The sequence below is a fragment of the Mesorhizobium sp. M0983 genome (genome assembly GCF_040318975.1).
Lineage (GTDB): Bacteria > Pseudomonadota > Alphaproteobacteria > Rhizobiales > Rhizobiaceae > Mesorhizobium.
In genome coordinates this window covers 15040-39826 of record NZ_JAMYNH010000021.1, presented here as the reverse complement: position 1 = coordinate 39826, position 24787 = coordinate 15040, and the positions used below count along the sequence as shown (strand labels likewise).

General features: G+C 63.0%; 22 protein-coding genes. 7 read left to right on the top strand and 15 right to left on the bottom strand.

The window, feature by feature from the left end; genetic code table 11:
* The first annotated feature begins 325 nt into the window (after nucleotides 1-325).
* Nucleotides 326-1348, top strand: coding sequence for a substrate-binding domain-containing protein (locus tag NKH71_RS27200; protein WP_023718343.1), 1023 nt, complete (start codon nucleotides 326-328; stop codon nucleotides 1346-1348).
* Nucleotides 1349-1420: 72 nt separating this feature from the next.
* On the opposite strand, the gene NKH71_RS27195 is transcribed toward NKH71_RS27200, so the two are convergent.
* On the bottom strand, nucleotides 1421-2329 hold the full coding sequence (locus tag NKH71_RS27195; RefSeq protein ID WP_023718344.1) for a LysR family transcriptional regulator: 909 nt from the start codon (nucleotides 2327-2329) through the stop codon (nucleotides 1421-1423).
* 81 nt (nucleotides 2330-2410) lie between these two features.
* Between NKH71_RS27195 and NKH71_RS27190 the strand changes: the two genes are divergently transcribed.
* The gene (locus tag NKH71_RS27190; RefSeq protein ID WP_352484362.1) at nucleotides 2411-2905 is read left to right on the top strand and encodes a DUF8737 domain-containing protein; all 495 of its coding nucleotides are present in this window, start codon (nucleotides 2411-2413) and stop codon (nucleotides 2903-2905) included.
* Between the two features lie 302 nt (nucleotides 2906-3207).
* On the opposite strand, the gene NKH71_RS27185 is transcribed toward NKH71_RS27190, so the two are convergent.
* The 4 genes from NKH71_RS27185 to NKH71_RS27170 all read right to left on the bottom strand — a co-directional run bounded on the left by NKH71_RS27185 (nucleotide 3208) and on the right by NKH71_RS27170 (nucleotide 6505).
* The gene (locus tag NKH71_RS27185; RefSeq protein WP_352789393.1) at nucleotides 3208-3645 is read right to left on the bottom strand and encodes a YybH family protein; all 438 of its coding nucleotides are present in this window, start codon (nucleotides 3643-3645) and stop codon (nucleotides 3208-3210) included.
* 184 nt (nucleotides 3646-3829) lie between these two features.
* Nucleotides 3830-5287: a S8 family serine peptidase gene (locus NKH71_RS27180; protein WP_352789390.1), complete on the bottom strand. Its 1458-nt coding sequence runs from the start codon at nucleotides 5285-5287 to the stop codon at nucleotides 3830-3832.
* A complete protein-coding gene (locus NKH71_RS27175) occupies nucleotides 5277-5945 on the bottom strand; it encodes an anti-sigma factor (RefSeq protein WP_352484363.1) in 669 nt (222 codons plus the stop codon). Before NKH71_RS27175 ends, NKH71_RS27180 begins: the two co-directional genes overlap by 11 nt.
* Nucleotides 5942-6505: a sigma-70 family RNA polymerase sigma factor gene (locus NKH71_RS27170; RefSeq protein ID WP_352789387.1), complete on the bottom strand. Its 564-nt coding sequence runs from the start codon at nucleotides 6503-6505 to the stop codon at nucleotides 5942-5944. Before NKH71_RS27170 ends, NKH71_RS27175 begins: the two co-directional genes overlap by 4 nt.
* Nucleotides 6506-6697: 192 nt before the next feature.
* On the opposite strand from NKH71_RS27170, the gene NKH71_RS27165 reads away from it, so the two are divergent.
* Entirely contained in the window at nucleotides 6698-7114 is a 417-nt protein-coding gene (locus tag NKH71_RS27165) for an NUDIX hydrolase (RefSeq protein ID WP_352789384.1), read from the top strand.
* Between the two features lie 600 nt (nucleotides 7115-7714).
* Nucleotides 7715-8719, top strand: coding sequence for a zinc-dependent alcohol dehydrogenase family protein (locus NKH71_RS27160; RefSeq protein WP_502900423.1), 1005 nt, complete (start codon nucleotides 7715-7717; stop codon nucleotides 8717-8719).
* Nucleotides 8720-8800: 81 nt separating this feature from the next.
* Here the strand turns inward: NKH71_RS27160 and NKH71_RS27155 are convergent, their stop codons facing one another.
* The 10 genes from NKH71_RS27155 to puuE form a co-directional block, all read right to left on the bottom strand.
* Nucleotides 8801-9640: an alkaline phosphatase family protein gene (locus tag NKH71_RS27155; RefSeq protein WP_023718089.1), complete on the bottom strand. Its 840-nt coding sequence runs from the start codon at nucleotides 9638-9640 to the stop codon at nucleotides 8801-8803.
* An 8-nt stretch (nucleotides 9641-9648) separates the two neighbouring features.
* A complete protein-coding gene (locus tag NKH71_RS27150; protein ID WP_023718088.1) occupies nucleotides 9649-11334 on the bottom strand; it encodes an ABC transporter ATP-binding protein in 1686 nt (561 codons plus the stop codon).
* A complete protein-coding gene (locus NKH71_RS27145) occupies nucleotides 11334-12161 on the bottom strand; it encodes an ABC transporter permease (RefSeq protein ID WP_023718087.1) in 828 nt (275 codons plus the stop codon). Before NKH71_RS27145 ends, NKH71_RS27150 begins: the two co-directional genes overlap by 1 nt.
* Nucleotides 12162-12172: 11 nt before the next feature.
* On the bottom strand, nucleotides 12173-13132 hold the full coding sequence (locus NKH71_RS27140) for an ABC transporter permease (RefSeq protein ID WP_023718086.1): 960 nt from the start codon (nucleotides 13130-13132) through the stop codon (nucleotides 12173-12175).
* Between the two features lie 16 nt (nucleotides 13133-13148).
* Nucleotides 13149-14735: an ABC transporter substrate-binding protein gene (locus tag NKH71_RS27135; RefSeq protein WP_352464554.1), complete on the bottom strand. Its 1587-nt coding sequence runs from the start codon at nucleotides 14733-14735 to the stop codon at nucleotides 13149-13151.
* Between the two features lie 155 nt (nucleotides 14736-14890).
* Nucleotides 14891-16873 carry a CocE/NonD family hydrolase gene (locus NKH71_RS27130; RefSeq protein WP_352895482.1) on the bottom strand — a complete coding sequence of 661 codons (1983 nt, stop codon included), beginning with the start codon at nucleotides 16871-16873 and terminating at the stop codon, nucleotides 14891-14893.
* Between the two features lie 85 nt (nucleotides 16874-16958).
* Nucleotides 16959-17552, bottom strand: coding sequence for a nucleoside deaminase (locus NKH71_RS27125; protein ID WP_352895481.1), 594 nt, complete (start codon nucleotides 17550-17552; stop codon nucleotides 16959-16961).
* Complete coding sequence (locus NKH71_RS27120) at nucleotides 17552-18055, bottom strand: ureidoglycolate lyase (RefSeq protein ID WP_023718082.1); 504 nt, start codon at nucleotides 18053-18055, stop codon at nucleotides 17552-17554. The genes NKH71_RS27125 and NKH71_RS27120 overlap by 1 nt, the downstream gene beginning before the upstream one ends.
* Nucleotides 18052-18900: a bifunctional allantoicase/(S)-ureidoglycine aminohydrolase gene (locus NKH71_RS27115; protein ID WP_023718081.1), complete on the bottom strand. Its 849-nt coding sequence runs from the start codon at nucleotides 18898-18900 to the stop codon at nucleotides 18052-18054. Before NKH71_RS27115 ends, NKH71_RS27120 begins: the two co-directional genes overlap by 4 nt.
* Before the next feature lie 63 nt (nucleotides 18901-18963).
* Nucleotides 18964-20397, bottom strand: coding sequence for an allantoinase PuuE (gene puuE / locus NKH71_RS27110; protein WP_023718080.1), 1434 nt, complete (start codon nucleotides 20395-20397; stop codon nucleotides 18964-18966).
* A gap of 173 nt (nucleotides 20398-20570) precedes the next feature.
* Here puuE and uraH point away from each other — a divergent pair, with 173 nt between their 5' ends.
* The 3 genes from uraH to xdhB are packed head-to-tail and all read left to right on the top strand — an operon-like array spanning nucleotide 20571 to nucleotide 24779.
* On the top strand, nucleotides 20571-20945 hold the full coding sequence (gene uraH / locus NKH71_RS27105) for a hydroxyisourate hydrolase (protein WP_023676223.1): 375 nt from the start codon (nucleotides 20571-20573) through the stop codon (nucleotides 20943-20945).
* Between the two features lies 1 nt (nucleotide 20946).
* Entirely contained in the window at nucleotides 20947-22428 is a 1482-nt protein-coding gene (gene xdhA / locus NKH71_RS27100) for a xanthine dehydrogenase small subunit (protein ID WP_352895480.1), read from the top strand.
* Nucleotides 22428-24779, top strand: coding sequence for a xanthine dehydrogenase molybdopterin binding subunit (xdhB, locus tag NKH71_RS27095; RefSeq protein WP_352895487.1), 2352 nt, complete (start codon nucleotides 22428-22430; stop codon nucleotides 24777-24779). The genes xdhA and xdhB overlap by 1 nt, the downstream gene beginning before the upstream one ends.
* Nucleotides 24780-24787 lie beyond the last annotated feature (8 nt).

Here is a 24787-nt window from a genome sequence, read left to right as displayed (position 1 = left end):
CCTCCATTCCGTCCGGCGGCGCTGCAGGACTGTGACTCAGTCGGAAAGGAACTGCAACCTTTCGTAGAGTCTTCCAAAGCGCTTTGGTGATTTTGATCACGCCACTGAATTGATCCGGAGTCAAGAGAAAGCCACGCTAATCGATTTGATTTCTGCGGCCGAGTGCCAGCGAAAGTGCGCTGCAGCACAGTTTTCTGGCGGTGCAGCAGCAAATTCGGCTTCAAACCGGTCTGAACCGTGCGTATGGTCATTGCGCTCGGCAAGGCGGTTCGTAGCGGCCAGCTCGATTCAGATTAAAAGCGCTTTGAGGTTTTGGAGGCCTCCGGTGAACCTCAAGCAGCTCTCCCACATGCTGGCGCTTTCGCAGACCACGGTCAGCCGCGCATTGAACGGCTACCCGGAAGTCAACGAGGAAACGCGCCGGCGGGTGGTCGATGCCGCCAAGCGTCACGGCTATCGCCCCAATCCGAGCGCGCGCCGGCTGGCGACCGGCAAGACCGGCATGATCGGCTATGTGCTGCCGACGGGGACGACCGTCGACATCGACCCGCATTTCGTCGAGTTCCTGTCCGGCCTCGGCGACTATGCGCGTTCGCACGAGCTCGACCTGGTGCTGTCACCGGCCGATGCCGACGACCAGGAGACGACCTACCGCCGTATTGTCGCCAACCGGCAGGTCGACGCGGTCTATATCTCGTCGCCGAGGCCGGCCGACCGCCGGGTGGCGCTGGTCAATACGCTCGGCATTCCTTTCATCGTCCATGGCCGCAGCGAAGGCTTCGATTTCCACTATCCCTTCACCGACATCGACAATGAGGGCGCCTTCCACGAGGCGGCGCGGCTTCTCGTCCAGCTCGGTCACAGGCGTCTGGCGCTGATCAATGGCGACGATCGCGAGACCTTCGCCATCCACCGCGAGCGCGGCGTTCGGCGCGCGCTAGCGGCAAGCGGCCTGGTGCTTGGTGATCAGCATGTCTGTTCCCTCACCATGACCGAGGAGAATGGCTACCGCGCTGCCCGGCGCTTGCTGGAACAAAGCGACGCGCCGACGGCGATCGCCTGCTCCAGCCTGATCATGGCGCTCGGCGTGGTGCGCGCGGTGCGCGATCTCGGCCTGACCATTCCGGGCGACCTGTCGCTGATCGCCCATGACGACGTCTTTCCCTGGCTGAAGCCGGAGAATTTTTCGGTGCCGCTGTCGACGACGCGTTCGTCGATCCGCCTGGCCGGCGCGCGCATCGCCGAACGGCTGGCGGCGCGGATTTCCGGCCTGGAGGAGGGGGCTCGCGGCGAGGTCTGGCCGGTCGACCTGGTGGTCAGGGGATCGGTCGCCGGCGCACCGGCCTAGAGGCAATCACTCTGAACGGCCGAGGTCGACTCTTGGCGGCTGTTGGCCAGCACCAGCGAGTGCGTCCTGGTGTCAGGCCGCAGATTTGAGGTGATCGATGAAGGCGCGCAGCTTCGGCAGGACTTGGCGCTTGCCTGGATGATAGAGGAAGACACCCGGCGTCGTCGTGGCGATGCTGTCCAGCACCGACTTGAGTTTTCCTTCTTCTATCAGACCTTCGGCGAGTGGTCGTGGTGTCTGCGCCAGCCCAACGCCCCGCGTCGCAGCCCCGACCAATGTCGAATAGTCGTGCGCGATCAGCGGGCCTGAGACGATCGCTTCGATCGCGCCATTGCCGTCGACGAAGGACCAGGGCGCGATCGCGCCATTCGAGCGGCGCAAGCGTAAGCAGGCGTGGCGGCGCAAGTCCTCGACACGCTCGGGACGGCCGTGGCGCTCGAGATAATCAGGGCTGCCGACGACCACGAACGAGAACGGCGGAGTCAGCCGCACCGCGACCATGTCGGCGGCGATGAACTGGCCGAGGCGGATGCCGGCATCGAACCCGCCGGTCGCCAGATCAACCATCTGGTCGCTCACGGCGATCTCCAGTTCGATCTCAGGATAGGCTTGGCAGAACGACGCGAGCACCGGCTCCAACATCAATGGCACGATGGCGCGGGGCACAGACAGACGCAGCAGACCGGTCGGCCGTTGGCCGATATCGCGGGCAGCCTCGCCGGCCGCGACGAGCTCTTCGAATGCCGGGCCGGCACGGTCGAGGAACCGCTGGCCAGGCTCGGTTAAACCGACGCTCCGCGTCGTGCGGACGAACAGCGCCGTACCCAGGCGAGCTTCCAGCGCGCGCACCGCTTGGCTCACAGCGGACGGCGTCACGCCGAGATCGGCGGCAGCACGGCGGAAGTTGCGGCGCCTGGCGACGGCCAGGAACGCCTCGACGCCCTCCAGCGCACCATGTCGGACTGTGTAGTTCTGCTTCATAGGTTGTTGTGATTACACCGGATAGTCGAATTGCGGTAGCGGGCTTAAAGCCGCGTGAATCAACTGTTGAGAGAAGGCCAAATGTCCACGGAAATAGTGTTCCAAACCCATCTTGTTCTCGGCTATGTCGCGTGGCTGCTTTGCTTCGGCGCATACGGTTTGCCGTGGCTCAGGTCGATGGACCGGGTCGCAGCGCAACGTGCTATCGCTACGCTGCACAGCTTCCGCTTCTTCGGGCTCGTCTTCATCGTTCCGGGCGTCGTAAGCCCCAATCTGCCCGCCGATTTCGCCGTGTTTGCCGCCTACGGCGATTTCGCGACTGGCGTGCTGGCCATGCTGGCGCTGCTCACGGTGAGGATACGCCCGCTCTTCTGGCCGTTGGTCGTCGCCTTCAACGTCGTCGGGACGGTCGACCTCATCGTCGACTATTACCACGCCATTCAGATCGGCCTTCCTGCCCGCGCGGGGGAACTGGGCGCAACCTACGCGATCCCGATCATCTACGTACCGCTGCTGATGATAACGCACATCGCCGCATTCTATTTTCTGGCGCGTCCTCGGCAAAACGCGACTTGAGCCGTCGTAGTCGATCCGCCTGGCCGGCGCGCATTGCCGAACGGCTGGCGTCGCGAATCTCTGGCCGGAGCAGGCCGCGCGCGGCGAGGTCTGGCCGTTCGACCAGTGGTCAGGGCATCCAGGGCCGGCGCGCCGATGTAAAGGTCAAAACTCGATCACTCCCGGCGACCGAGTTCGACCCAGAGCGGCCGTCCGACCCTGCGAGCCCGATGACGCTGGCCAACCCTTAGCAGAAAACGGACTGAAGAATAGCCGCGCTGCAGCAGCAAAGGAGATCGATCGCTTCCCCAATACCACAACCGCTATCGGCGGAGTACCGAATCGGCCGGCTGAGCCGTCGTTATCGGATCGGCATGACGATGCACAATCTTCCACAGACCATCTTCTGGGCGAAAGACGCTCGTCGCGCGTAACGCAAGAGGCGTGACATCGCTCCGACCGCCAACCTTGGACCTGAGCCGCTCCACTTCGACGATGTATGCCAGCTCAGACGTCACACACTTCGCTATGTTCTCGAAGCCGGTAGCGTCGCCGTCCCTGTAGTTCGATGCCGCTTGCTCCATCGTCTCAACGACCTGCTTCCATCCATGCGCGAAAGGGCCAAAGGGATTGCCCAGTGTTACATCGTCTCGTTGGGAAAAGAGCTTCTTTGCTGGCGCGGGGTTTCCTTTCATGAACTCATCCAGAGCCAGGTGGTATTCTTCAACTGCTTGATCGAAGCCACTGGCGTCGAGGGACACGTCATCCTCCCTGTCGTTTTTATTTCTGATCCGGGCTGGCGACCACAGGTCTACATTCTGTGCGCCCGCAGCGGTGAAGCATTTTCCCTACGGCGGCGTAGTGCAGGTTGGCTTGGTCATTATAGCACGGTGTGAGACAAGTTTCGCGACAGCGTTATGAGACGGCTCGGTTCAAACACGAGAGTTAGTCCTTGGCCGCCTCGGCCGCCTTGGTGTTCAGAAGCCCAAAGCCGAAATCATTGTCCCGCCCCTTGGGGCCGAGATCCTTTGCCGTGGCGGCCAGTGCTTTCTCGACCCAGTCGGCCGAACGGTCGGGCGCGGCATGCAACAGGTTGGCGACCGCGCCGGTCACGATCGCCGCTGCAAAGGACGTCCCGGTCACCACATCCGAGCCGGCGCCGCTTGGCGCCACCATCTCGACACCGGGAGCGGAGATGAAGACGTAGGCGCCGCGATTGGCCTGCGGCATCAGCCCGTCCTTGGCATCGGTGGCCGTCACCGCGATCACGCCGTCGAAGGCGGCCGGATAACCATAGGGCGCCTTCGGCCCGTTATTGCCGGCGGCCGCGACCAGCACGATGCCAAGCGCGCGAGCATTGCGGCAGGCGATGCCGAGCAGGTCGTTCTTCGGGCCGACGAAGCTCATATTGATGATACGGACATCCTGCTCCGCCGCCCAGTCGAGCGCCGAAAGGATGACGTCCATGGTCGACTTGCCGCCCTCGAAGGCGCGGGCGTGATAGATCCTGGCGCCCGGCGCCATGCCTTTGAACGCGCCGGTGCCGGCGATCAGTCCATCGACCGAAGTACCGTGGTCGCGCGCCTTGATCGGCACGTCGGGCATGGCATCGAACTGCTCGGCGATGACACCGGAGAGCGCGGGATTGCTGTCGTCGATGCCGGTGTCGATGACGCCGACGCGGACATTCTCGCCGCTGGCTTCCTTGGCGTCGAGCGCGATGCGCTCGAACGCATAATTGACGATGCTGGCCGCCTGCTGCAGCGAATAGACGTGGTTGGCCTCACGCCGCAAAGTGCGGCCGTCGGCGGCAAGCTGCGCCAGCACGACGCCGACTGGGCGGCCATCGGGAATGCCGAAGCGCACCAGCGTATTGCCGAGCAGCCGCGACTGCCGCTGCGAGCGTATTTCGAGGCCGAACGAGGCGGCGATCTGCTGGACCGCGCCGGCATCGCCATTGACCGTGACCAGCACCTCGTCGGGCACGAAATCGCCGATCACGGCGCGCGGCGGCTCGGTTGCGACAAGATCGGTGGGTGCTACGACCGGACCGCCCGGCGCGGCCGCCGGTATTGCCGGCAGGCCCGAAGGCGGAGCGGTCGGCGGGGCCGCAGTATTGCCGGGAGGTATCGGCGCCTCGGTGACTGCGGCAGGATTGGGGAACAAGTCGACGATCAGCGCGGGAAGAAACACGGCACTCACCGTTGAAGCCTTAGCCGGCGTTTTGCCGCCGCTATCCTTCCCGTCGTCGCTGTCCTTGGCGCAGTCGGTGCCGGCGGCACTTGCCCGGTTCAGGCAGTCGATCTCCGCCTGGGTGAGGTTCGGGTCGTTGGTCTGCGCCATCGCGGACGTGGCGAAGATTGTCATCGCCGCCGTCAATCGAATGACCGCCTTAGCCGCCATCAGCCGGTTTCCTTCCCTCCAGGGCAGCTTCGGTGAAAGGCTGGGCGGCAATAAGGCCAAGCAGCTTCTGATAGTCGGCGGCGGTCTTGGCCGGAACGCCGAGGCGGAAGACACCGTCGGCGGTCGGCCCGCCGGCGATCTTCAACTGGTTCTGGTCGAGAAAAGCGACGATATCGGACAGCTTCGCATCCGGTTTGAACTTCACCAGTGCAAACGGCATTTTGGCCAGATCGTCTGCCGATCCGGCAATCTTGAAGTCGCCACCTCTGCTGCCGGTCTGGACAAAGGATTGCGCGACGACCAGGGCCAGCAGCACCGCGGCCGCGGCCCAGGCGACGCCGGCCGGCACCGCCATGAAGCGGCTCCAGGCCTGCGCCAACCAGGGCGACGCCGCCGGCGCGCGGGCCGGGCCGGCCTCGGCGTCGAGCGCCTTGGCAAAGCGGCTGAGCGCATCGGCCGGCGGGCGGATTGCCTCGTTTGCGGCAGCAGTGCCGGAGAATTCGGCCTCGGCCTCGCCAAGCGCGGCCATCGCCGCCGGATCGCTCTCCAGCCATTCCTCGATGGCTTCCAGCTCGGCGCCTTCCAGCGAGCCGTTCAGATAAAACGGCAGCAGCATTTCCATTTCGTCGCGGCGTGACATTTTTTCAGCGGCGCTCATGGCCACCCCCTGTCGTAACCGGCGGCCTTGAGAGCTTCGCCGAGTTTCTTGCGGGCGTAGAACATCCTGGTCTTGACCGTGGCGACCGGAATACCGAGCACCTCGCCGATCTCGCTCACCGATTGCCCGTGATAATAGGCAAGGTCGATCACCGTGCGATGCTCTTCCGGCATGGCATCGATGAAGCGTCGCAAGGCAGCGGCCTTGTCTTCCTTCATCGTCACGACTTCCGGCGTGTCGGCACCGTCGGCGACCTGGGCCGCGTCATCGTCGTCGATCCAGTCTTCCTTCTTCTTGCGCAGCAGGGACAGCGCCTTGAAGCGGGCAATGCCGAGCAGCCATGTCGAGACCTCCGAGTGCCCCTCGAAGGCCGGCGCCTGCCGCCAGAGTTCGAGGAACACCTCGTTCGCGATATCGTCGGCCATCAGTTCCGATCCCGTCTGGCGTGCCACGAAGCGGTAGACTCGCGCGTGGTGGCGCATGAACAGGAGCCGCACGGCGGCACGGTCGCCCTTCGCGACCCGCTCGACGAGCGCGCGATCGGTCTCCGCGGCCGTCATCGCCGGTCGAGCCGCCTGGCTCCTGCCTGCTCTGTCGCTGATCGGCCCAAAAAGGTTCACCGCCTCCGCCGGATATTTGCGGAGGCTAGCCGAAGAGCGGAGAGGTTGCCAGAGGTGCGCTTTCTCCTTCTCCCTGCGGGGGAGGGAAGACGCCGCCTTTGCAAACATCGCTGCAGCGAATACGCTCCGCAAATGATCAGGAATCCCACAGTTGCGGTCGGTGCATTGCTGGTGAACCACGACCGGAAGGTCTTGATGGGTCTTCGCGCTGCCTGGAAGAGCGCGTGGCCTGGGCATTGGGACACGATCGGCGGCCGCGTTGAAGCCGGAGAGACGCTGGAAGAGGCACTCGTTCGCGAGATTCAGGAAGAAATTGGAGTGACGCCAACAGATTTCGGTTGGATGCGGTGCATTGGAGAGCGCCATCCCGAGCTCTATGGGAAGGCGTTGCACCACGTTTTCAAGGTCATCGGCTGGGAAGGCGGGGATCCAAGCAACATTTGCGAGGAACACACCGAGATCCGGTGGTTTGACGTCGAGGAACTTCAGCGCCTCCCCAATCTGGTGGATTGCGATTATCGCCGGCTCGCAAAGCTCGCCGCGACGTGACCTCCCGAAAGTACCCGTTCTCGCACGTGATCCGCGCACCGATCCTCGGCATTTCCCGTGACGCGAGGGAATCCCTAGGTGCTCAATTTCCCGCGCTTGCCATCCGCCGTCCCTTGATCGCCTTCTCCAGCCCGCCGATCTCCACTTCGGGCATCTGTCGCTGATCGGCCCAAAAAGGGTTCACCGCCTCCGCCGGATATTTGCGGAGGCTAACCGAAGAGCGGAGAGGTTGCCAGAGTGTACCGTTCTCCCCCTTTTTAGCGATACTGTCTCGGCCGTCAGGCTCGCAATGACGGCGGCCACAAGGCGGCTCATAACCATCGGGTAAGGTGCAGTCGTTCAGCCTCGGGCGAGGCGTAATTGGACGCCATCGCCGTGCAGGGATTCCCGACAGTTTTGTAACTCAACAGTCCGCTGCCGGGCGACTAAGGTCCCGATCGCAAATGGCAATCCAGCCTGAAGAAACGAAATGTTATGACCAACAACAGCTTTGCGGCCGCGATTCTCGTGGATCAGTCGCCCATGGCGGTGTTCGACGCGGTCAAGCGTCCACGCGAGTGGTGGGCGCATGAAGCCTTGCGCGGTCGGAAGGAGCTTTCCATGAGATTGATTAGGCTGAAAGCGCCGGGAGGCTTGGAAAATCTCAAGCTGGTCGAGGAAGATTGCCCAGAACCAGGGCCGGGTGAGTTGCTTGTCAGGATACGAGCGTGTTCGTTGAATTTCCACGACAGTATGGTGGCGCTGGGAAAGAAACCGTGCGCCGATGGCCGTATCCCGCTATCCGATGGCGCCGGAGAGGTGGTTGCGGTCTCAGACGATGTCCAAGAATTCAAGGTCGGAGATGCCGTCGTCAGCACCTATTGGCCCCATTGGCTGACAGGCGAACCGACGCCAGCCAATAAGAAGGGCGAATTGGGAGATGATGTTGACGGCTATGCCCGCGAGTATGTGTGCATGCCCTGGCATGCCTTCACAAGGGCACCGGCAGACTTCACGCATGTGGAGGCGGCAACGCTTACTTGTGCCGGCGTCACCGCCTGGAAAGCCCTGATGGTGTGCGGCCAGGTGAAGCCTGGTGATACGGTGCTGGTCCTTGGCACGGGAAGTGTATCGCTGTTCGCGCTGCAATTCGCAAAAATTGCAGGCGCTCGGGTTATTGCCACCTCCTCATCGGAGGAGAAGCTGGAAAAGTTAAAGCGATTTGGAGCCGACATTGTCGTCAATTACAAGGCGGTGCCGGATTGGGGCCAGAAGGCAAGGGCATTGACGGACGGACGCGGCGTCGATCATGTGATCGAGGTTGGCGGGCCCGGCACATTGGCGCAGTCGATAACAGCTTGCAGGATGGGCGGCCACATCGCACTGATCGGTGTCTTGACTGGTTTTGCCGGGCAAGTTTCGATCCCGGCCCTGTTTTCCAATCAGATCAGGATCAGCGGAATCTCGATTGGCAGCAGGGCAGACCAGAACGACATGATCCGTGCCATAGAGGCCAACCGTTTGAAGCCTGCGATCGACCGCGGTTTTCCCCTGCAGGAGATCGCCAATGCCTTCAAGCACTACGAGTCCCAAAAGCATTTTGGCAAGGTCTGTCTCGAACTTTGACTCCTGTATCTGGCCTCCATTTGGCGTCGCGCATTTCGACCGGCTTTATGTTCTCCGCAAGCAAAGCAGGCCAGGCACCAATCAGTCGAGAAATGGCTTTGCCTTCATCGTCGCCGGCACCGGCACGCCGAGGCGCGCAAGCACCGTTGGCGCGAGCTGCAGCTGATCGAGCAGCGTCTTGGCTTCCGGACCCTCGCCGGATCCGAAGTAGTAAAGTGCGAAATCCTGCATCTCCTCGTCGTGGCCGCCATGATGGCCGCGATCGGTCTGGCCATGATCGGCGGTGACGATCACCTCGTAGCCGGCCTCCCGCCAGCGCGGCAGGAAGCCGGCGAGCATGGCGTCCATTGCATAGACGGCATGATCCATCTCATGGCAGTCATGGCCGAAGCGGTGGCCCATCGAGTCCAGCGTGCAGCTGTGCAGGATGCCGTAGTCGATGCCGTAGCGCCTGGTCAGCATGGTCAAGGTAGCGAACAGGTCGACGTCGCTCGGCGTCATCTGGTTCCTGGCATTATAGCCGGTCATGGTGTGGAACCGGCCGTGGCCGATCGGCCCGCCCGGCTCGTCGAACTCCATGTCCTCGACCAGGTCGAACGGATAGGCCCGGAAGAATTCGGACCAGTAGGAATGGGTGACCGCACCCGTCTTGCCGCCGGCCCTGCTGACTTCGGAAAAAATATCAGGCTGTTCGACGCGAAACCGGTTCTCGTTCGACAGGATACCGTGCACTTGGGGCGGCACGCCGGTGTGGATCGAGGCGTAGCAGGATGCCGAGGTCGACGGCAGGACGGAGCGCATTTTCCATACGCGGGCTTCGCCTGATTGCACCCAGCCTTCGAGATTGCCCATCAGCCGCCGCCAGTTCCGGTAAGGCACGCCGTCGAGGATGATGACCAAAAGTTTTGTCTTGAGCGCCACGGGAGTGTCTAATTTCCCGCGCTGGCCATGCGCCGTCCCTTGATCGCCTTTTCCAGCCAGCCGATCTCCATTTCGGGCACCGACGACAGCAAAAGATCGGTGTAGGCATCGAAGGGTGGCGTCAGCACGGTGCTCTTGGCGCCGTAGCGCACCACCTCGCCGCGATACATCACCGCGATTGAATCGGCGATCGACTTGACCGTGGCCAGGTCGTGGGTGATGAACAGATAGGCGACGTTTTCCTCTTTCTGCAGCCCGAGCAGCAGCTCCAGTATGCCATGGGCGACCAGCGGGTCGAGCGCCGAGGTCACCTCGTCGCAGATGATCAGCTTCGGCTTGGCGGCGAGCGAGCGGGCGATGCAGACGCGCTGCTTCTGGCCGCCCGAAAGCTCGGCCGGATAGCGGTCGATATAGCCTTTGCCCATTTCAATCTTGTCGAGCAGTTCGGCGACGCGTTTGTCGCGCTCGCGCCCGCGCATCCCAAAATAGAATTCCAGCGGCCGGCCGATGATGGTGCCGACCGTCTGGCGCGGGTTCATCGCCACATCGGCCATCTGGTAGATCATCTGCAATTGGCGCAGATCCTCTTTCGGCCGGTCGGCAAGCCGGTTGGCGAGCGGCCGCCCGTCGAAGGTGACGGTGCCTTGTTCGGGCGGCAAGAGGCCGGTGATGGCGCGCGCCAGCGTCGATTTGCCGGAGCCGGACTCGCCGACCACCGCCAGCGTCTGGCCCGGGAAAATATCGACCGAGACGTTCTTCAACACCTTGATGTGGCTGCGGCCATAGGCGGCGGTGATGTTCTTGACCGACAGGAACGGGCTCGTGCCGGGCTTCTGCTCCTGATGTTCGATCTCATGCACTGAAACCAGCGCGTTGGTGTATTCCTGGCGCGGCTCCTTGATGATCTGGCGCGTGCCGCCCCATTCGACCAGCCGGCCGTGGCGCAGCACCATGATCTCGTCCGATACCTGGGCGACGACGGCAAGATCGTGGGTGATGTAGAGCGCCGCGACATGCGTGTCGCGGATGGCATCCTTGATCGCCGCCAAGACGTCGATCTGCGTCGTCACGTCGAGCGCCGTGGTCGGCTCGTCGAAGACGATCAGGTCGGGCTCCGAGCACAGCGCCATTGCCGTCATCACGCGCTGCAGCTGACCGCCCGACACCTGGTGGGGGAAGCGCTCGCCGATGCTTTCGGGGTTCGGCAGGCTGAGCTTCTTGAACAGCGCCACGGCGCGCTTTTCGGCTTCGGCCCGCGTCGCCGTGCCGTGCAGCAGTGCTGCCTCGACCACCTGGTCCATCAGCCTGTGCGCCGGGTTGAAGGCAGCTGCCGCCGATTGCGCGACATAGCAGACCTCGCGGCCGCGCAATTTGCGGAACCCTTCGTTGCCGCCCTTCAGGATGTCGCGGCCATTGAGGATGACCTCACCGCCGGTGATGCGCACGCCGCCGCGGCCGTAGCCCATCGACGACAGGCCGATGGTCGATTTGCCGGCGCCGGACTCGCCGATCAATCCGAGCACCTTGCCCTTTTCGAGCGTCAGCGAGACATCGTGCACCAGCACGATGTTCTTCGGCGCCTCGCCCGGCGGATATACCGTGGCCTCGATGCGCAGATTGCGGATGTCGAGCAGCACGCCGGACCTCGGTTGCCCGGGCTTCGGTTGCCCGGGCTTCGGTTGCTTGTCAGCCATTACCCGCGTCCTCCCTTCAGGCTTGTCGTGCGGTTGAGCACCCAGTCGGCGACGAGATTGACGGAAATCGCCAGCGCTGCGATCGCCGCCGCCGGAATGAGGGCGGCGCCTATGCCGAAGACGATACCATCCTTGTTTTCCTTGACCATACCGCCCCAATCGGCGTCCGGCGGCTGTACGCCAAGCCCAAGGAAGGACAGCGTCGACAGGAACAGCACGGCATAGATGAAGCGCAGGCCGAGTTCCGAAACCAGCGGCGACAGCGCATTGGGCAGGATTTCGCGGAAGATGATCCAGCCGCTGCCTTCGCCGCGCAATTTGGCCGCCTCGACGTAATCCATGACGTTGATGTCGACGGCGACCGCCCTCGACAGGCGGTAGACGCGGGTCGAATCCAGAACGCCCATGACCAGGATCAGCGTCACCAGATTGGATGGCAGCACCGAAAGCACGACAAGGGCCATGATCAGCGTCGGGATCGACATCAGGAGATCGACGAGACGCGACAGAAGCGTGTCGAACCAGCCGCCGAAAACCGCCGCCGAGAAGCCGAGTATGGCGCCGAGCGAGAACGATAGCGCGGTCGCCAGCACCGCGATGAACAGGGTGATGCGGGCGCCATAGATCATGCGCGACAACAGATCGCGGCCCAGATTGTCGGTGCCCAGCCAATGCGCCGCCGACATCGGTTCCCAAGGGACGTCGCTGACGATCTCGGCATTGCCATGCGGCGCGATCCACGGCGCAAAAATCGCCGCCAGAACGAACAGCGCCGTCAGCACGATGCCGATCAATGCCGGGATGGGGATGCGTTTGATGACGAGCATACCCGACCCCTTCATTTCGGATGTCTAAGGCGCGGATTGGCGACGATTGCCGCTATGTCCGCGATGATGTTCAGGCTGATGTAGACGGCGGCGAAGATCAGCCCGACCGCCTGCACCACAGGCACGTCACGCTTGGTGACGTGGTCGACGAGATATTGGCCCATACCCGGATAGACGAAGATCACCTCGACAACGACGACGCCGACTATGAGATAGGCCAGGTTGAGCATTACGACGTTGATGATCGGCGCAATAGCATTGGGGAAGGCATGCCTGCGGATGACGGCGAAGGCCGAAAGCCCCTTGAGTTCGGCGGTTTCGACATAGGCCGACTGCATGACATTGAGGATCGCGGCGCGCGTCATGCGCATCATATGGGCGAGCACCACCAAGGTCAGCGCCGCCGCCGGCAGTGCTATGGCCTGGATGCGCTCGCCGAACGGCATTCCGTCATAGACGGTGGAAATGGCGGGAAACCATTGATGTTGCACCGCGAAGAAAAAGACGAGCACATAGCCGACGAAGAATTCCGGGAAGGACGTCGAGGCCAGCGCCAGTCCCGAGATCAGCTTGTCGACCCAGCCATTGCGGTAGCGCACCGCGATCAGCCCGAGGATGATCGCCAGCGGCACCGCGACGACCGCCGCCCAGAAGGCGAGGAACAGCGTGTTCCACAGCCTTCCCTTGATAGAGGTTGCGATATCCTGACCGCTCGACATAGCCGTGCCGAGATCACCGGTCAGAATGCCGCCGAGCCAGCGAAAATAACGGATGTAAGCCGGATCGTTGAGCCCGAGCTGTTCGCGCAGATTGGCGAGCGACTCCGGTGTCGCCGACTGCCCGAGAATGGCTTGCGCAACATCGCCGGGCAGGATCTGGGTGCCGGCGAAGATCAGGACCGAAACGGCCAATAGAAGGATGATGCCCAGCGCAATGCGCTGGGCCACCAGTTTCACGATGGGTGAGGACATATCCGCAAGGCCGGGCTCAGGCTTCGAGCCAGCACTTCGCGAGAGCATATCCGTTCATCAACTCCTGATGCGGATCATCCACCCAGCCGGCAACCTTGGCGCCCGTCGCGTCGATGAACTGATTGAACATCGGCAGGATCAGGCCGCCCTCGTCGCGCACCATCACAGCCATGTCGTGGTACATTGCCTTGCGCTTGGCCTCGTCGAGCTCGGCGCGAGCCGCCAGCACCATCTTGTCGAAATCCGGACGCTTGAACCGTGTGTCGTTCCAGTCGGCCGTCGACAGATAGGCAGTCGAGTACATCTGGTCCTGCGTCGACCGGCCGCCCCAGTAGGAGGCGCAGAAGGGCTGCTTGTTCCAGACTTCCGACCAGTAGCCGTCGCCCGGTTCGCGCTTGATCTCCAGCTTGATGCCGGCCTTGGCCGCGCTTTGCTGGAACAGCTGTGCGGCATCGACGGCACCGGGGAAGGCGACGTCCGACGTCCGGAGCAGGACGGCACCGTCATGGCCCGACTTCTTGTAGTGGAACTTGGCCTTGTCGGGATCGTATTTGCGCTGCTCGATCTCGGTGAATAGCGGGTACGATGCATTGATCGGGAAGTCGTTGCCGAGCGAGCCATAGCCACGCAGCACCTTGTTCAGCATCTCCTCGCGGTCGATCGCCAGCTTCAGCGCCATGCGCAAATCGTTGTTGTCGAACGGCGCGGTGTTGCAGTGCATGATGAAGACGTAGTGGCCGGGTCCCGAATGGTTGCGGATGGTGACGCCGGGCACACGCTTGATCAGGTCGACGATCTTCGGCTCGACGCGGTTGATCATGTGGACCTGGCCGCCCTGCAGGGCCGCCGTACGCGCCGTGGCGTCGTTGATGACGATGATCTCGATCTGGTCGGCATGGCCCATCTTGTCGCCCTGCCAGTAGTTGGCGAAGCGCTCGCCGCCATGGCGCACGCCGGGCTCGTTGGTGGTGACCTTGTAAGGACCCGCCGAGATGCCGGCATCGGCCTTGTCCTTGCCGCCGTTCGGCTGGATGATCAGGTGATAGTCGCTAAGCAGATAGGGAAGATCGGCATTCGGCTCCTTCAGCGTCAACACCACTTCCTTGCCGCTGGCCTTGATGCTCTCGATGCCTTTCATATAGCCGAGCGCGCCGGATTTCGACTTCTCGTCCGAATGGCGTTCGAGGGTGGCGGCCACGTCCTCTGCAGTCACTTTCTTGCCGTTGTGGAACTCGACGCCGTCGCGGATCTTCAGCGTCCAGGTCTTGGCGTCGTCCGACGAGCCGATCTCCTCGGCAATGCGGTTCTCGAGCTTGCCTTCGGGAGACAGCTCGACGATCAGTTCGCCCCACATCTTGCCGAAGGCGAACGGCACCTGCGTCATGAACAGCGCCGGATCGAGGCTGTTGGTGGATTCGCCACCGACGAGGCCGGCCTTGAGCGTGCCGCCCTTGACCGGACCCGCCGCGCGGGAAGCGCTGGAAAGCAGCGAATTGGCGAAGGTTGCGGTGACGCCGAGCGCTGCCGCCCGGCCGAGAAAATCGCGACGGCTCAGCTTGCCGGACGCAACGCGCCGGCTCAGATATTCCAGTTCGTTCGACATGTTGAGTTCCTCACTCTGTTGGTCCGACCTTATGGTCGTTTTTTCTCATTTCAATCGGGAGAATAATGACCGTAAGGGAAAGGGGTAAGCAAGACCGAATGCGACATGCCGTGGCGTAAATCGTGCGTCGCAATTGGACCAATCGCTATAAGTGCTCAAAGCAGTACCCGCGGGATATTCTCCTCGAAGTCGCGCTCGAAGACCAGTTTCTCGCCTTCATAGGCTTCAATTCTGGCGCTAACCATGAAGCTTTGCGCGTCGGAGCGCATTTCGGCGAAGGTTTCGGTGCGCACCGACCATTCATTTCGCGACAGCGTCTGGGTCCAATGCGTCTTGCCCAAGGCTGACAGCGGATCGTCAGGATGGATCGCCCACGTCTCTCTCGCGATGCTGCCATTGGCAAGGCTGTGTTCCAGGTCGCGCACCTCACCGAAATCGTCGACGATGGAAAGCGTGATCATTCCGGTCTTTTCGTCGCGATCGACATGACGCTCGGAATTGGCGGCGCGGACCGTTTCGGTTGCCCAGGGCGTGGCGCCTTCGGGGGCGGGGAAGGTGACCTCGTCGCCTGTCGCCGGCGGGCGCAGCGGCAGCATCAATGTCGCGGCCGACAATTCCAGCCGGACCGGCTCCGGCGACGGCCAGATCATCGGCCAATAGCTGTTGGAAATGGCCACACGCAAGCGGTGACCGGCCGGCACGCGATAGGCGCATTGGTCGAGGACCACCCGGGCGCTGACGGTTTCGCCGGGCACCAGCGCTTCGGGAAATTCGTGCGAGTTGCGATGCGTCAGGTTGAGCACGCCGTAGGAGATCAACTCCGACGCTCCGTCCGGATGGACGTCGCACAGCCGAACCGCGATGTTCGCCTGGCGCCGGTCCGACGAGACCCTGACCACAACTTCGGGAGCACCGACGATGTCGACCGCTTCGGTCAGCACCGGCTGGTCGAAGCACACCGACAGCGCATCGTCGGTGCGCTGGTCACCCGGCAGTTCCGGTCCAAAGGTGAAGGGGAAATATTCGCCACCGGCAAGGCCGCAGCTTTGCGGCGAAGTGACGATAGCGTGGTTGCCTTCAGCGATAAGCTCAACCTCTTGCGTCTTGATGTTGGGTGACGGCCATTCCGTTTCAGCGACCCAGCGGCCCGGCCGCTCGGGATGCCAGCGCGCCGGACGCACGCTGTCCATCACATAGGTGCGGTAGGCCGGGTCGGCCTCTACGCCGGTGTCGAGGTCCTTCAGCCAGCGGTCCCACCAGCGCAACGCCTCCTGCAGGAAGCCGATGCGCGGTTCGGGCGCGGCGTAATGCGGGTATTTGTGGATCCACGGGCCGACGATGCCCTTGACCGGCGCCTCGATATTGGCGGCGAGATGGGAAATCGTATTGCGATAACCGTCATGCCAGCCGCCGATCGACAGCACCGCGGCATGAATGGCGGAATAGCCCTCGCAGATCGAGCCGCGCTTCCAATAGGCGTCGCGATGCTGGTGCTTCAACCACAGCGGCGCCAGGAAGGGCTGGTTCTCCAGCCGGGTCAGCCACAGCTCGCGCCATCTGTTGTCGCCGGCCAGCAACGGATCCGGCGGCCGCGACGAATAGGACAGCATGGTCGAAGCCCAGCCGAAATTCTCGATCAGCAGGCAGCCGCCCTTGTAGTGGATGTCGTCGGCGTAGCGGTCGACTGTCGAACAGAGACTGATAACCGCCTTCAGCGCCGCCGGCTGCTTGGCTGCTACCTGCAGGCAGTTGAAGCCGCCCCACGAAATGCCCATCATGCCGACATTGCCGTTGCACCAGGGCTGCGCCGCCGCCCAGGCTATGACGTCGCAAGCGTCCTGCAATTCCTGCTCGGAATATTCATCGTCCATCAGCCCTTCGGAATCGCCGTTGCCGCGCATGTCGACGCGGATCGAGGCGTAGCCGTGGCCTGCGAAATAGGGATGCGTCAGCTGATCACGATAGATCGTGCCGTCGCGCTTGCGATAGGGCAGATGTTCGAGGATTGCCGGCACCGGATCGTCGGCGGCATCGGCCGGCATCCACACCCGCGCCGACAGCCGGCAGCCGTCCGGCATGACGATCCCCATATCCGGAAATTCGACGATCTTTCGTGGGAATTCAGTGACGATTTTCATGCCGGCAGACTCCAGGAGCGCCAGATGATGGAGTCCGCAGGATGTCGTCGTGGGCCAGCCAACGAATTCGGCTGGTCAATCCGCGTCAATTCAACGGGATGTCGTTTTCGGCCTTGCTCGCCTGGTAAGCGCCGGACAGTTCGTCGTAGATTGCCGAGATGGCGCTGATCCGCGCCTCCAGCCGCTCGCGCTCAGGCCCCGACAGCGATCGTACCAGTCTGCGGATCGAAAAGCTCTTCCAATAGGCATTCTCGGCATTGTAGCCGCCGGGATCGAGGGTGAAGACCTCTTTCAGGATCTTCAAATCGTGCGGGATAGCGAAACTGTCGCGCGAATCCTCGTGGCTGAACAGATAGTAGAAATTGTCGAAGCCGGTCCAGGTGATCGCCGACAGGCAGAGCGAGCAAGGTTCGTGCGTGGCGAGAAAAATGGCTTCCTTGGTGTCGACGCGCTCGGCCTTCGGCAGTTCGTAGAAACGCTTGAGACAATGCACCTCGCCATGCCAGAGCGGGTTTCCCGTCTCGTTATTGGTTTCGGCAAGCACCACTGAGCAGTCGTCCTTGCGCAGGATCGCCGCGCCGAACAGCTTGTTGCCGTGCGCGACGCCTTCGGCGGTCTTCGGCACGATGTCGTGCTCGATGACGTCGAGCAGGCGGTCGATCAGCGAAATGTCAGCCATCACCGGCTCCCATCGGGAAGATGAATCTCATAGGCGTGCGAGAAGTGGCACTCTTCGAGGTTGGAGCCGTCGCCGCCCCGGTCGACGACCAGGAAGTCCTGGGGCTCGCCGATCGGCGTCAGCACGCCGTGCCACAAATTGCGCGGATAGTTGACGCCTTGCCCGGGCGCGGTGATGAACGCATGCGGCTCGCCCGGGCCTTCCTCGCCGTCATGGCAGACGATGACCAGGAACGGCCGTGGTGACAGCGGAATGAAGGCCTGGCTGCCAAACGGATGGCGCTCGACCATGGTAAGCTTCAACGGCAGCTCATAGGGCGTGCCACGCACCATCGAGATCAGCACGTGCGCATTCGGCCCTCGTGCTTCAGCGGTGGCGAGATCGTGATAGCGCTCGGCCTTGCCGCCATTGATCGGATAATGGTTGTCGCCGCCCATATCGATGACGTCGCCGAATTCGGCGAAATTCTCGCGGGTCAGCGGCCGCGCGACGATGCGGATCACCGCGCGCGACCCTCGATGCCCACACCGCCGAGCTTGGCGTGGCGGTTCACGTCCTTGTAGAGGAGGTAGCGGAATTTGCCTGGCCCGCCGGCATAACAAGCCTGCGGGCAGAAGGCGCGCAGCCACATATAGTCGCCGGCCTCGACTTCGACCCAGTCCTGGTTGAGACGGTAGACCGCCTTGCCCTCCAGCACATAAAGCCCGTGCTCCATGACATGCGTCTCGGCGAAGGGAATGACCGCGCCCGGCTCGAGCGTCACGATGGTGACATGCATGTCGTGGCGGATGTCTTCAGGATCGACGAAGCGCGTTGTTGCCCAGCGGCCTTCGGTACCTGGCATCGGCGTCGGTACGATATCCTGTTCGTTGGCGAAGAACGCTTGCGGCAGCTCGATGCCGTCGACCGCATCGTAAGCCTTTCGGATCCAGTGGAAGCGGACGGCAGCGCCGCTTTCGTTGCGCACCGTCCACCCGCTCGCTGGCGGCAGAAACGCGAACCCGCCCGGCCTGAGCACATGCTTCTTTCCGGCTAGCGACACGCTCAGCTCGCCTTCAACCACGAATATCGCGCCCTCGGCATCATCATCCGGTTCTGGCCGGTCGCTGCCGCCGCCGGGCGCGAGCTCGACGATGTATTGCGAAAACGTCTCGGCAAAACCCGACAGCGGCCGCGACAGCACCCAGACCCGTGTCCCATCCCAGAACGGCAAGGCGCTGGTGACGATGTCCTGCATCACGCCTTTGGGGATTACGGCATAGGCCTGTGTGAACACGGCGCGTCCGGTCAGCAATTCACTCTGGCCGGGATGTCCGCCCTGCGGCGCATAATAGGTTCGCTCGGCCATTTTCATCATATCCATAAATTCAAGCCTGTTGCGGAAGCCAGGGCCCATCGCGGCAGCCAAAGCCTATTGTGGAAGCATGTCCTTGAGACGAAGCAGCGCGATGCGCTCGACCTGTCTGCAGGCGGTTTCGAATTCGACATCGCGGCTGTTGCCGATACGCGTTTCGAACTCGGCCAGGATGTCCTCCTTGGTCTTGCCCTTCACCGCAATGATGAACGGGAAACCGAAACCGGTGACGTAGGCGGCATTGAGCTTTGCGAACAGCTCGCGCTCGTTGTCGGTCAGCGCGTCTAGCCCGGCCGAAGCCTGTTCCCTGGAGGATTCCGCGGTTAGCCGCTTGGCCTGCGCCAGTTTTCCGGCAAGGTCGGGGTGGGCATTGAGCACGGAAAGCCGCTCGGCCTCGCTGGCCGCGCGAAAGACGCGGCAGAGCGCGTTGTGCAGGCCGCCGGCACTGTCATGCGCCGGGCCGAGTTCCAACTCGTAGGCGCGCTCGGCAATCCACGGCGAATGTTCGAAGACGCCGCCGAATGCGTGGACGAAGGCCTCGAATTCCATTTTCGACGGGCGCAATGCCGGCAACCGGAACGGATGCGTCTCCTGCCAATGTTTTGCAATGTCGATGCGCCGTGCCAGCCAGACCTTGTCGTGTGATTTGACGTAGTCGATGAAGCGCTTCAGTGCCGCGACCCGGCCCGGCCGCCCAACCAGGCGGCAGTGCAGGCCGATATTCATCATGCGCGGCCGCCCTGCCTTGCCCTCGGCATAGAGCGTGTCGAAACTATCCCTGAGATAGGCAAAGAACTGGTCGCCGGAGTTGAAGCCCTGCGGCGTGGCAAAGCGCATGTCGTTGGCGTCGAGCGTATAGGGGATGACCAGCTGCGGCTTCGCCGACCCGTTCGGTGTCACATGCTCGAACCAGTAGGGCAGTTCGTCGTCATAGGTGTCCGACACATAGTCGAAGCCGCCTTCTTCCGCCGCCAGACGCACCGTGTTGATCGACGTGCGGCCGGTGTACCAGCCGGTCGGCCGCGCGCCTGTCACCTCATAATGCAGCCGTATCGCCGCTTCCATGTCGCGGCGCTCGTCTTCTGGCGCGTGGTCGCGGTAGTCGATCCATTTCAGCCCGTGCGAGGCGATCTCCCAGCCGGCCTCCTGCATCGCTGCGACCTGGTCGGGCGAGCGCGCCAGGGCCGTGGCGACGCCGTAGCAGGTGACCGGCACCTGTGCCGCGCTGAACAGGCGCAGCAATCGCCAGAAGCCGGCGCGGGCGCCGTATTCGTAGATCGATTCCATGTTCCAGTGGCGCTGGCCGGGCCAGGGCGCGGCGCCGACGATCTCCGACAGGAAAGCCTCCGAGGCCTTGTCGCCGTGCAGGACGCAATTCTCGCCGCCCTCTTCGTAATTGACGACGAACTGGACCGCGACATGCGCCCCGCCGGGCCATTTTGGATCCGGCGGATTGGCTCCGTAGCCGCGCATGTCTCGTTCGTAACGCATTCTCGCTCCTGCCGGAAATTGTGATCAGGATAGTCGAAAGGAGTGCCTGCGCATTCCCCCGAAATTTTTGAAAGTGTTTTTGTCGCGCTCCGCTCGACCGGGACTTATGCATCGCCTTTAATTGGCGCACAATTCATGAATAGTGTTCGACTGTGCAGGGAATGGAGCAGCCAGTGGCGGAAACGTCGAAAGCCGAAGGCGGGCGCCTGACGACCCATGTCCTCGACACCGCGGCCGGCAAACCGGCGGCCGGTCTGTCGATTGAGCTCTATCATCTTGACGGCCAGGCCCGGACGCATCTGAAAACGGTCGTCACCAATGATGACGGCCGTTGCGATGCTCCGTTGCTTGCCGGCGCGGAGTTCCGTACCGGCGAATACGAATTGGTCTTTGCGGCCGGCGATTATCTGCGCCGGCAGGGGACAAAACTGCCGGAACCGGCCTTCCTCGACCATGTGCCCATCCGCTTCGGTATGGCCGAGCCGATGCACTATCATGTGCCGCTGCTTCTGTCGCCGTACGGCTATTCGACCTACCGGGGAAGCTGAGATGGCCGGGATCAAGACACGCAACGAAATCCGGTTCATCCTCAATGGCGAGGACGTCGCGCTCGGCACGGTTGCACCCGACCAGACACTGCTCGACTGGCTGCGGCTCGACCGCTCGCTGCGCGGCACCAAGGAAGGTTGCGCCGAGGGCGACTGCGGCGCCTGCACGGTGCTGGTCGGCAGGCTCTCCGGTGGAACACTGGTCTATGAAAGCGTCAATGCCTGTATCCGCTTCCTTGGCTCGCTAGACGGCACGCATGTCGTGACCATCGAGCATCTGCGCGGCGACGCAGGAAAACTGCACCCCGTGCAGCAGGCGATGATCGATTTCCACGGCTCGCAATGCGGCTTCTGCACGCCGGGTTTCGTCATGTCGCTTTATGCGCTGTGGATGCGGTCGCCGGAGCCGTCGGACGCCGCCATCGAAAAGGCACTGCAAGGCAATCTCTGCCGCTGCACCGGCTACGAGGCGATCATGCGCGCCGCACGTGCCATCTCCAGCTACGGCAAGGCGGCAAAGGATCCGTTGGCGGCCGAGCGCAAGGCAGTCACGGCCAAGCTCGACGCGATGAAGGACGGTTCGCGCATTGAGATCGGCTCCGGCAACAAGCGGCTGATCGTGCCGGCCAATGCCGACGATCTCGCCAGCGTGCTGGTCGAGGAGCCGGGCGCCACTATCGTCGCCGGTTCGACCGATGTCGGCCTTTGGGTGACCAAGCACATGCGCGATATTTCGCCGGCGGTTTTCATCGGCAATCTCGATGGTCTGTGCGGGATGTCCGAGCACAAGGGCGTCATCTCGATCGGCGCCGGTGTCACCTATAGCGAAGCCTTCTCGACGCTGGCAAAATGCATCCCGGCGCTAGGCCCGCTGTTCGATCGCATCGGCGGCGATCAGGTGCGCAACATGGGCACCATCGGCGGCAATATCGCTAACGGTTCGCCGATTGGCGACACGCCGCCGCCGCTGATCGCACTCGGTGCCCGCATGACGCTGCGTCGCGGCCACAAGCGGCGGACGATCCCACTCGAAGATTTTTTCATCGCCTATGGCCGACAGGACCGGCAGCCCGGCGAATTCGTCGAGGCCGTGCATGTTCCGCTGCCGGGCAGCGAGACGAAATTTGCCGTCTACAAGATCACCAAGCGCCGCGACGAAGACATCACCGCAGCGCTAGGCGCGTTTTTCCTGACGCTGGCCGCGGACGGCACGGTGGCGGAGATACGCATCGCCTATGGCGGCATGGCGGCAACGCCGAAGCGCGCCTTTGGCGTAGAAAAGGCATTGCTTGGCAAGCCCTGGACGGAAGCGACGGTCGAGGCGGCGATGGCCGCGTACGCCGGCGATTTCACCCCGCTGACCGACATGCGGGCAAGCGCCGAATACCGGGCGCTGGCGGCGCGCAACCTGCTGCTGCGCTTCTTTGCCGAAACCATGGGCACCCGGGCGCCGATCCAGGTATCACGGCACGAGGCGGCATGATGAACAAGCACGCCACTCCGAACTTGAAGGCGCAAAAAATCGCCGGCGGCGTCGCCACCGATCAGCGCCATGATTCCGCGCACAAGCATGTCAGTGGCACGGCCGTCTATATCGACGACATGCCGGAACCGGCCGGCACGCTGCACGGCTGTCTGGGGCTTTCGGCGGCGACGCATGCCACCGTCACCAGCATGGACCTGTCGGGGGTCCGCGCCGCACCCGGCGTCATCGACGTGCTGACGGCGAGCGACGTGCCCGGCGAAAACGATATTTCGCCGACCGGCCGCCACGACGAGCCGGTGCTTGCCGACGGCAAGGTGCAATTCTTCGGCCAGCCGATCTTCTGCGTCATCGCCGAAACCCGCGAGCAGGCGCGCCGGGCGACGAGGCTGGCCAAGGTCGAATACAAGGAATTGCCGTTCGTCGCCGATATTGGCAAGCTCGATCCCCGGAAAGACAAGCTGGTCACGCCGCCGCTGACCCTGAAGCGCGGTGATGCAGCGGCTGCGATCAAGGCAGCGCCACGCCGGCTGAAAGGGCAGATGCGCATCGGCGGCCAGGAGCATTTCTATCTCGAGGGTCATATCGCCTTGGCCATCCCTGGCGAGGACCACGACGTCACCATCTATTCCTCGACCCAGCACCCGAGCGAAATCCAGCACATGGTCAGCCATGCGCTCGGTGTTCCGAGCCACGCGGTGACGGTGGAAATCCGCCGGATGGGGGGCGCTTTCGGCGGCAAGGAAACGCAAGGCAATCAGTTTGCGGCATTGGCCGCTATCGCCGCGAAGAAACATCATCGGGCCGTGAAAATCCGGCCCGACCGCGACGACGACATGATCGCCACCGGCAAACGCCACGATTTCCTCGTCGACTACGAGGTCGGCTTCGACGATGAGGGCAATATTCTCGGCGTAGATTTCATGTTCGCGGCGCGCTGCGGCTTCTCGGCCGACCTCTCCGGCCCGGTCACCGACCGCGCGCTGTTCCATTGCGACAACACCTATTTCTGGCCGGCGGTGCACGCGCAATCGGCGCCGCTCTACACCAATACGGTATCGAACACCGCCTTTCGCGGCTTCGGCGGCCCGCAAGGCATGGTCGGCGCCGAGCGCGTCATCGACGAAGTCGCGTTTGCCGTCGGCAAGGACCCGCTCGAAATCCGCAAGAAGAATTTCTACGGCACCAGCGACCGCAACATCACGCCCTACCACCAGACGGTCGAGGACAACATCATCCACCGCATCGTCGCCGAGCTGGAGGCGAGTTCCGACTATGCAAGGCGCCGCCGCACCATCGATGCTTTCAATGCCAACAGCCGCTTCATCAAGCGGGGACTGGCGCTGACGCCGGTCAAGTTTGGCATCTCGTTCACCGCCACCCATTACAACCAGGCCGGCGCGCTGGTGCATGTCTATACCGATGGTTCAGTTCACCTGAACCACGGCGGCACCGAGATGGGGCAGGGCCTCTATGTCAAGGTGGCGCAGGTTGTGGCGGAAGAGTTCCAGATCGACCTCGATCAGGTCAAGATCACCGCGACGACGACCGGCAAGGTGCCGAACACCTCGGCCACTGCCGCGTCTTCCGGCTCCGACCTCAACGGCATGGCGGCGCAGAACGCCGCCCGCCAGATCAAGGACCGGCTGACCAATTTCGCCGCCGAGAAATTCCAGGTGCCGCGCGACCAGGTGCTGTTCCTGCCAAACCGGGTGCGCATCGGTAACCAGGAGATCGCCTTCGCCGATCTCGTCAGGCAGGCCTATATGGCGCGCATCCAGCTTTCGGCGGCTGGCTTTTACAAGACGCCGAAAATCCATTGGGACCGCGACAAGGGCGAGGGTCGCCCCTTCTATTATTTCGCCTATGGCGCGGCTTGCTCGGAAGTTTCGGTCGACACGCTGACCGGCGAATATGTCGTCGAGCGCACCGATATTCTGCACGAAACCGGGCGTTCGCTGAACCGCGCCATCGACCTCGGCCAGATCGAGGGCGGCTTCATCCAGGGCATGGGCTGGCTGACCACGGAGGAACTGTGGTGGGACGACAAGGGGCGGCTGCGCACCCATGCGCCGTCGACCTACAAGATCCCGCTCGCTTCGGACCGGCCGAAGATTTTCAACATCACGTTGGCCGACTGGGCGGAAGCAGGCGAGCCGACGGTGCACCGCTCCAAGGCGGTCGGCGAGCCGCCCTTTCCGCTCGCAATGTCGGTGCTGCATGCGCTGTCGGATGCGGTGGCGAGCGTTGCTGGCCACAAGATCTGCCCGCGCCTTGACCCGCCTGCCACGCCGGAACGGGTGCTGATGGCGATCGAACGGCTGAAGCGAGAAGCCAGGACCGGCACTTGAATCCCGGA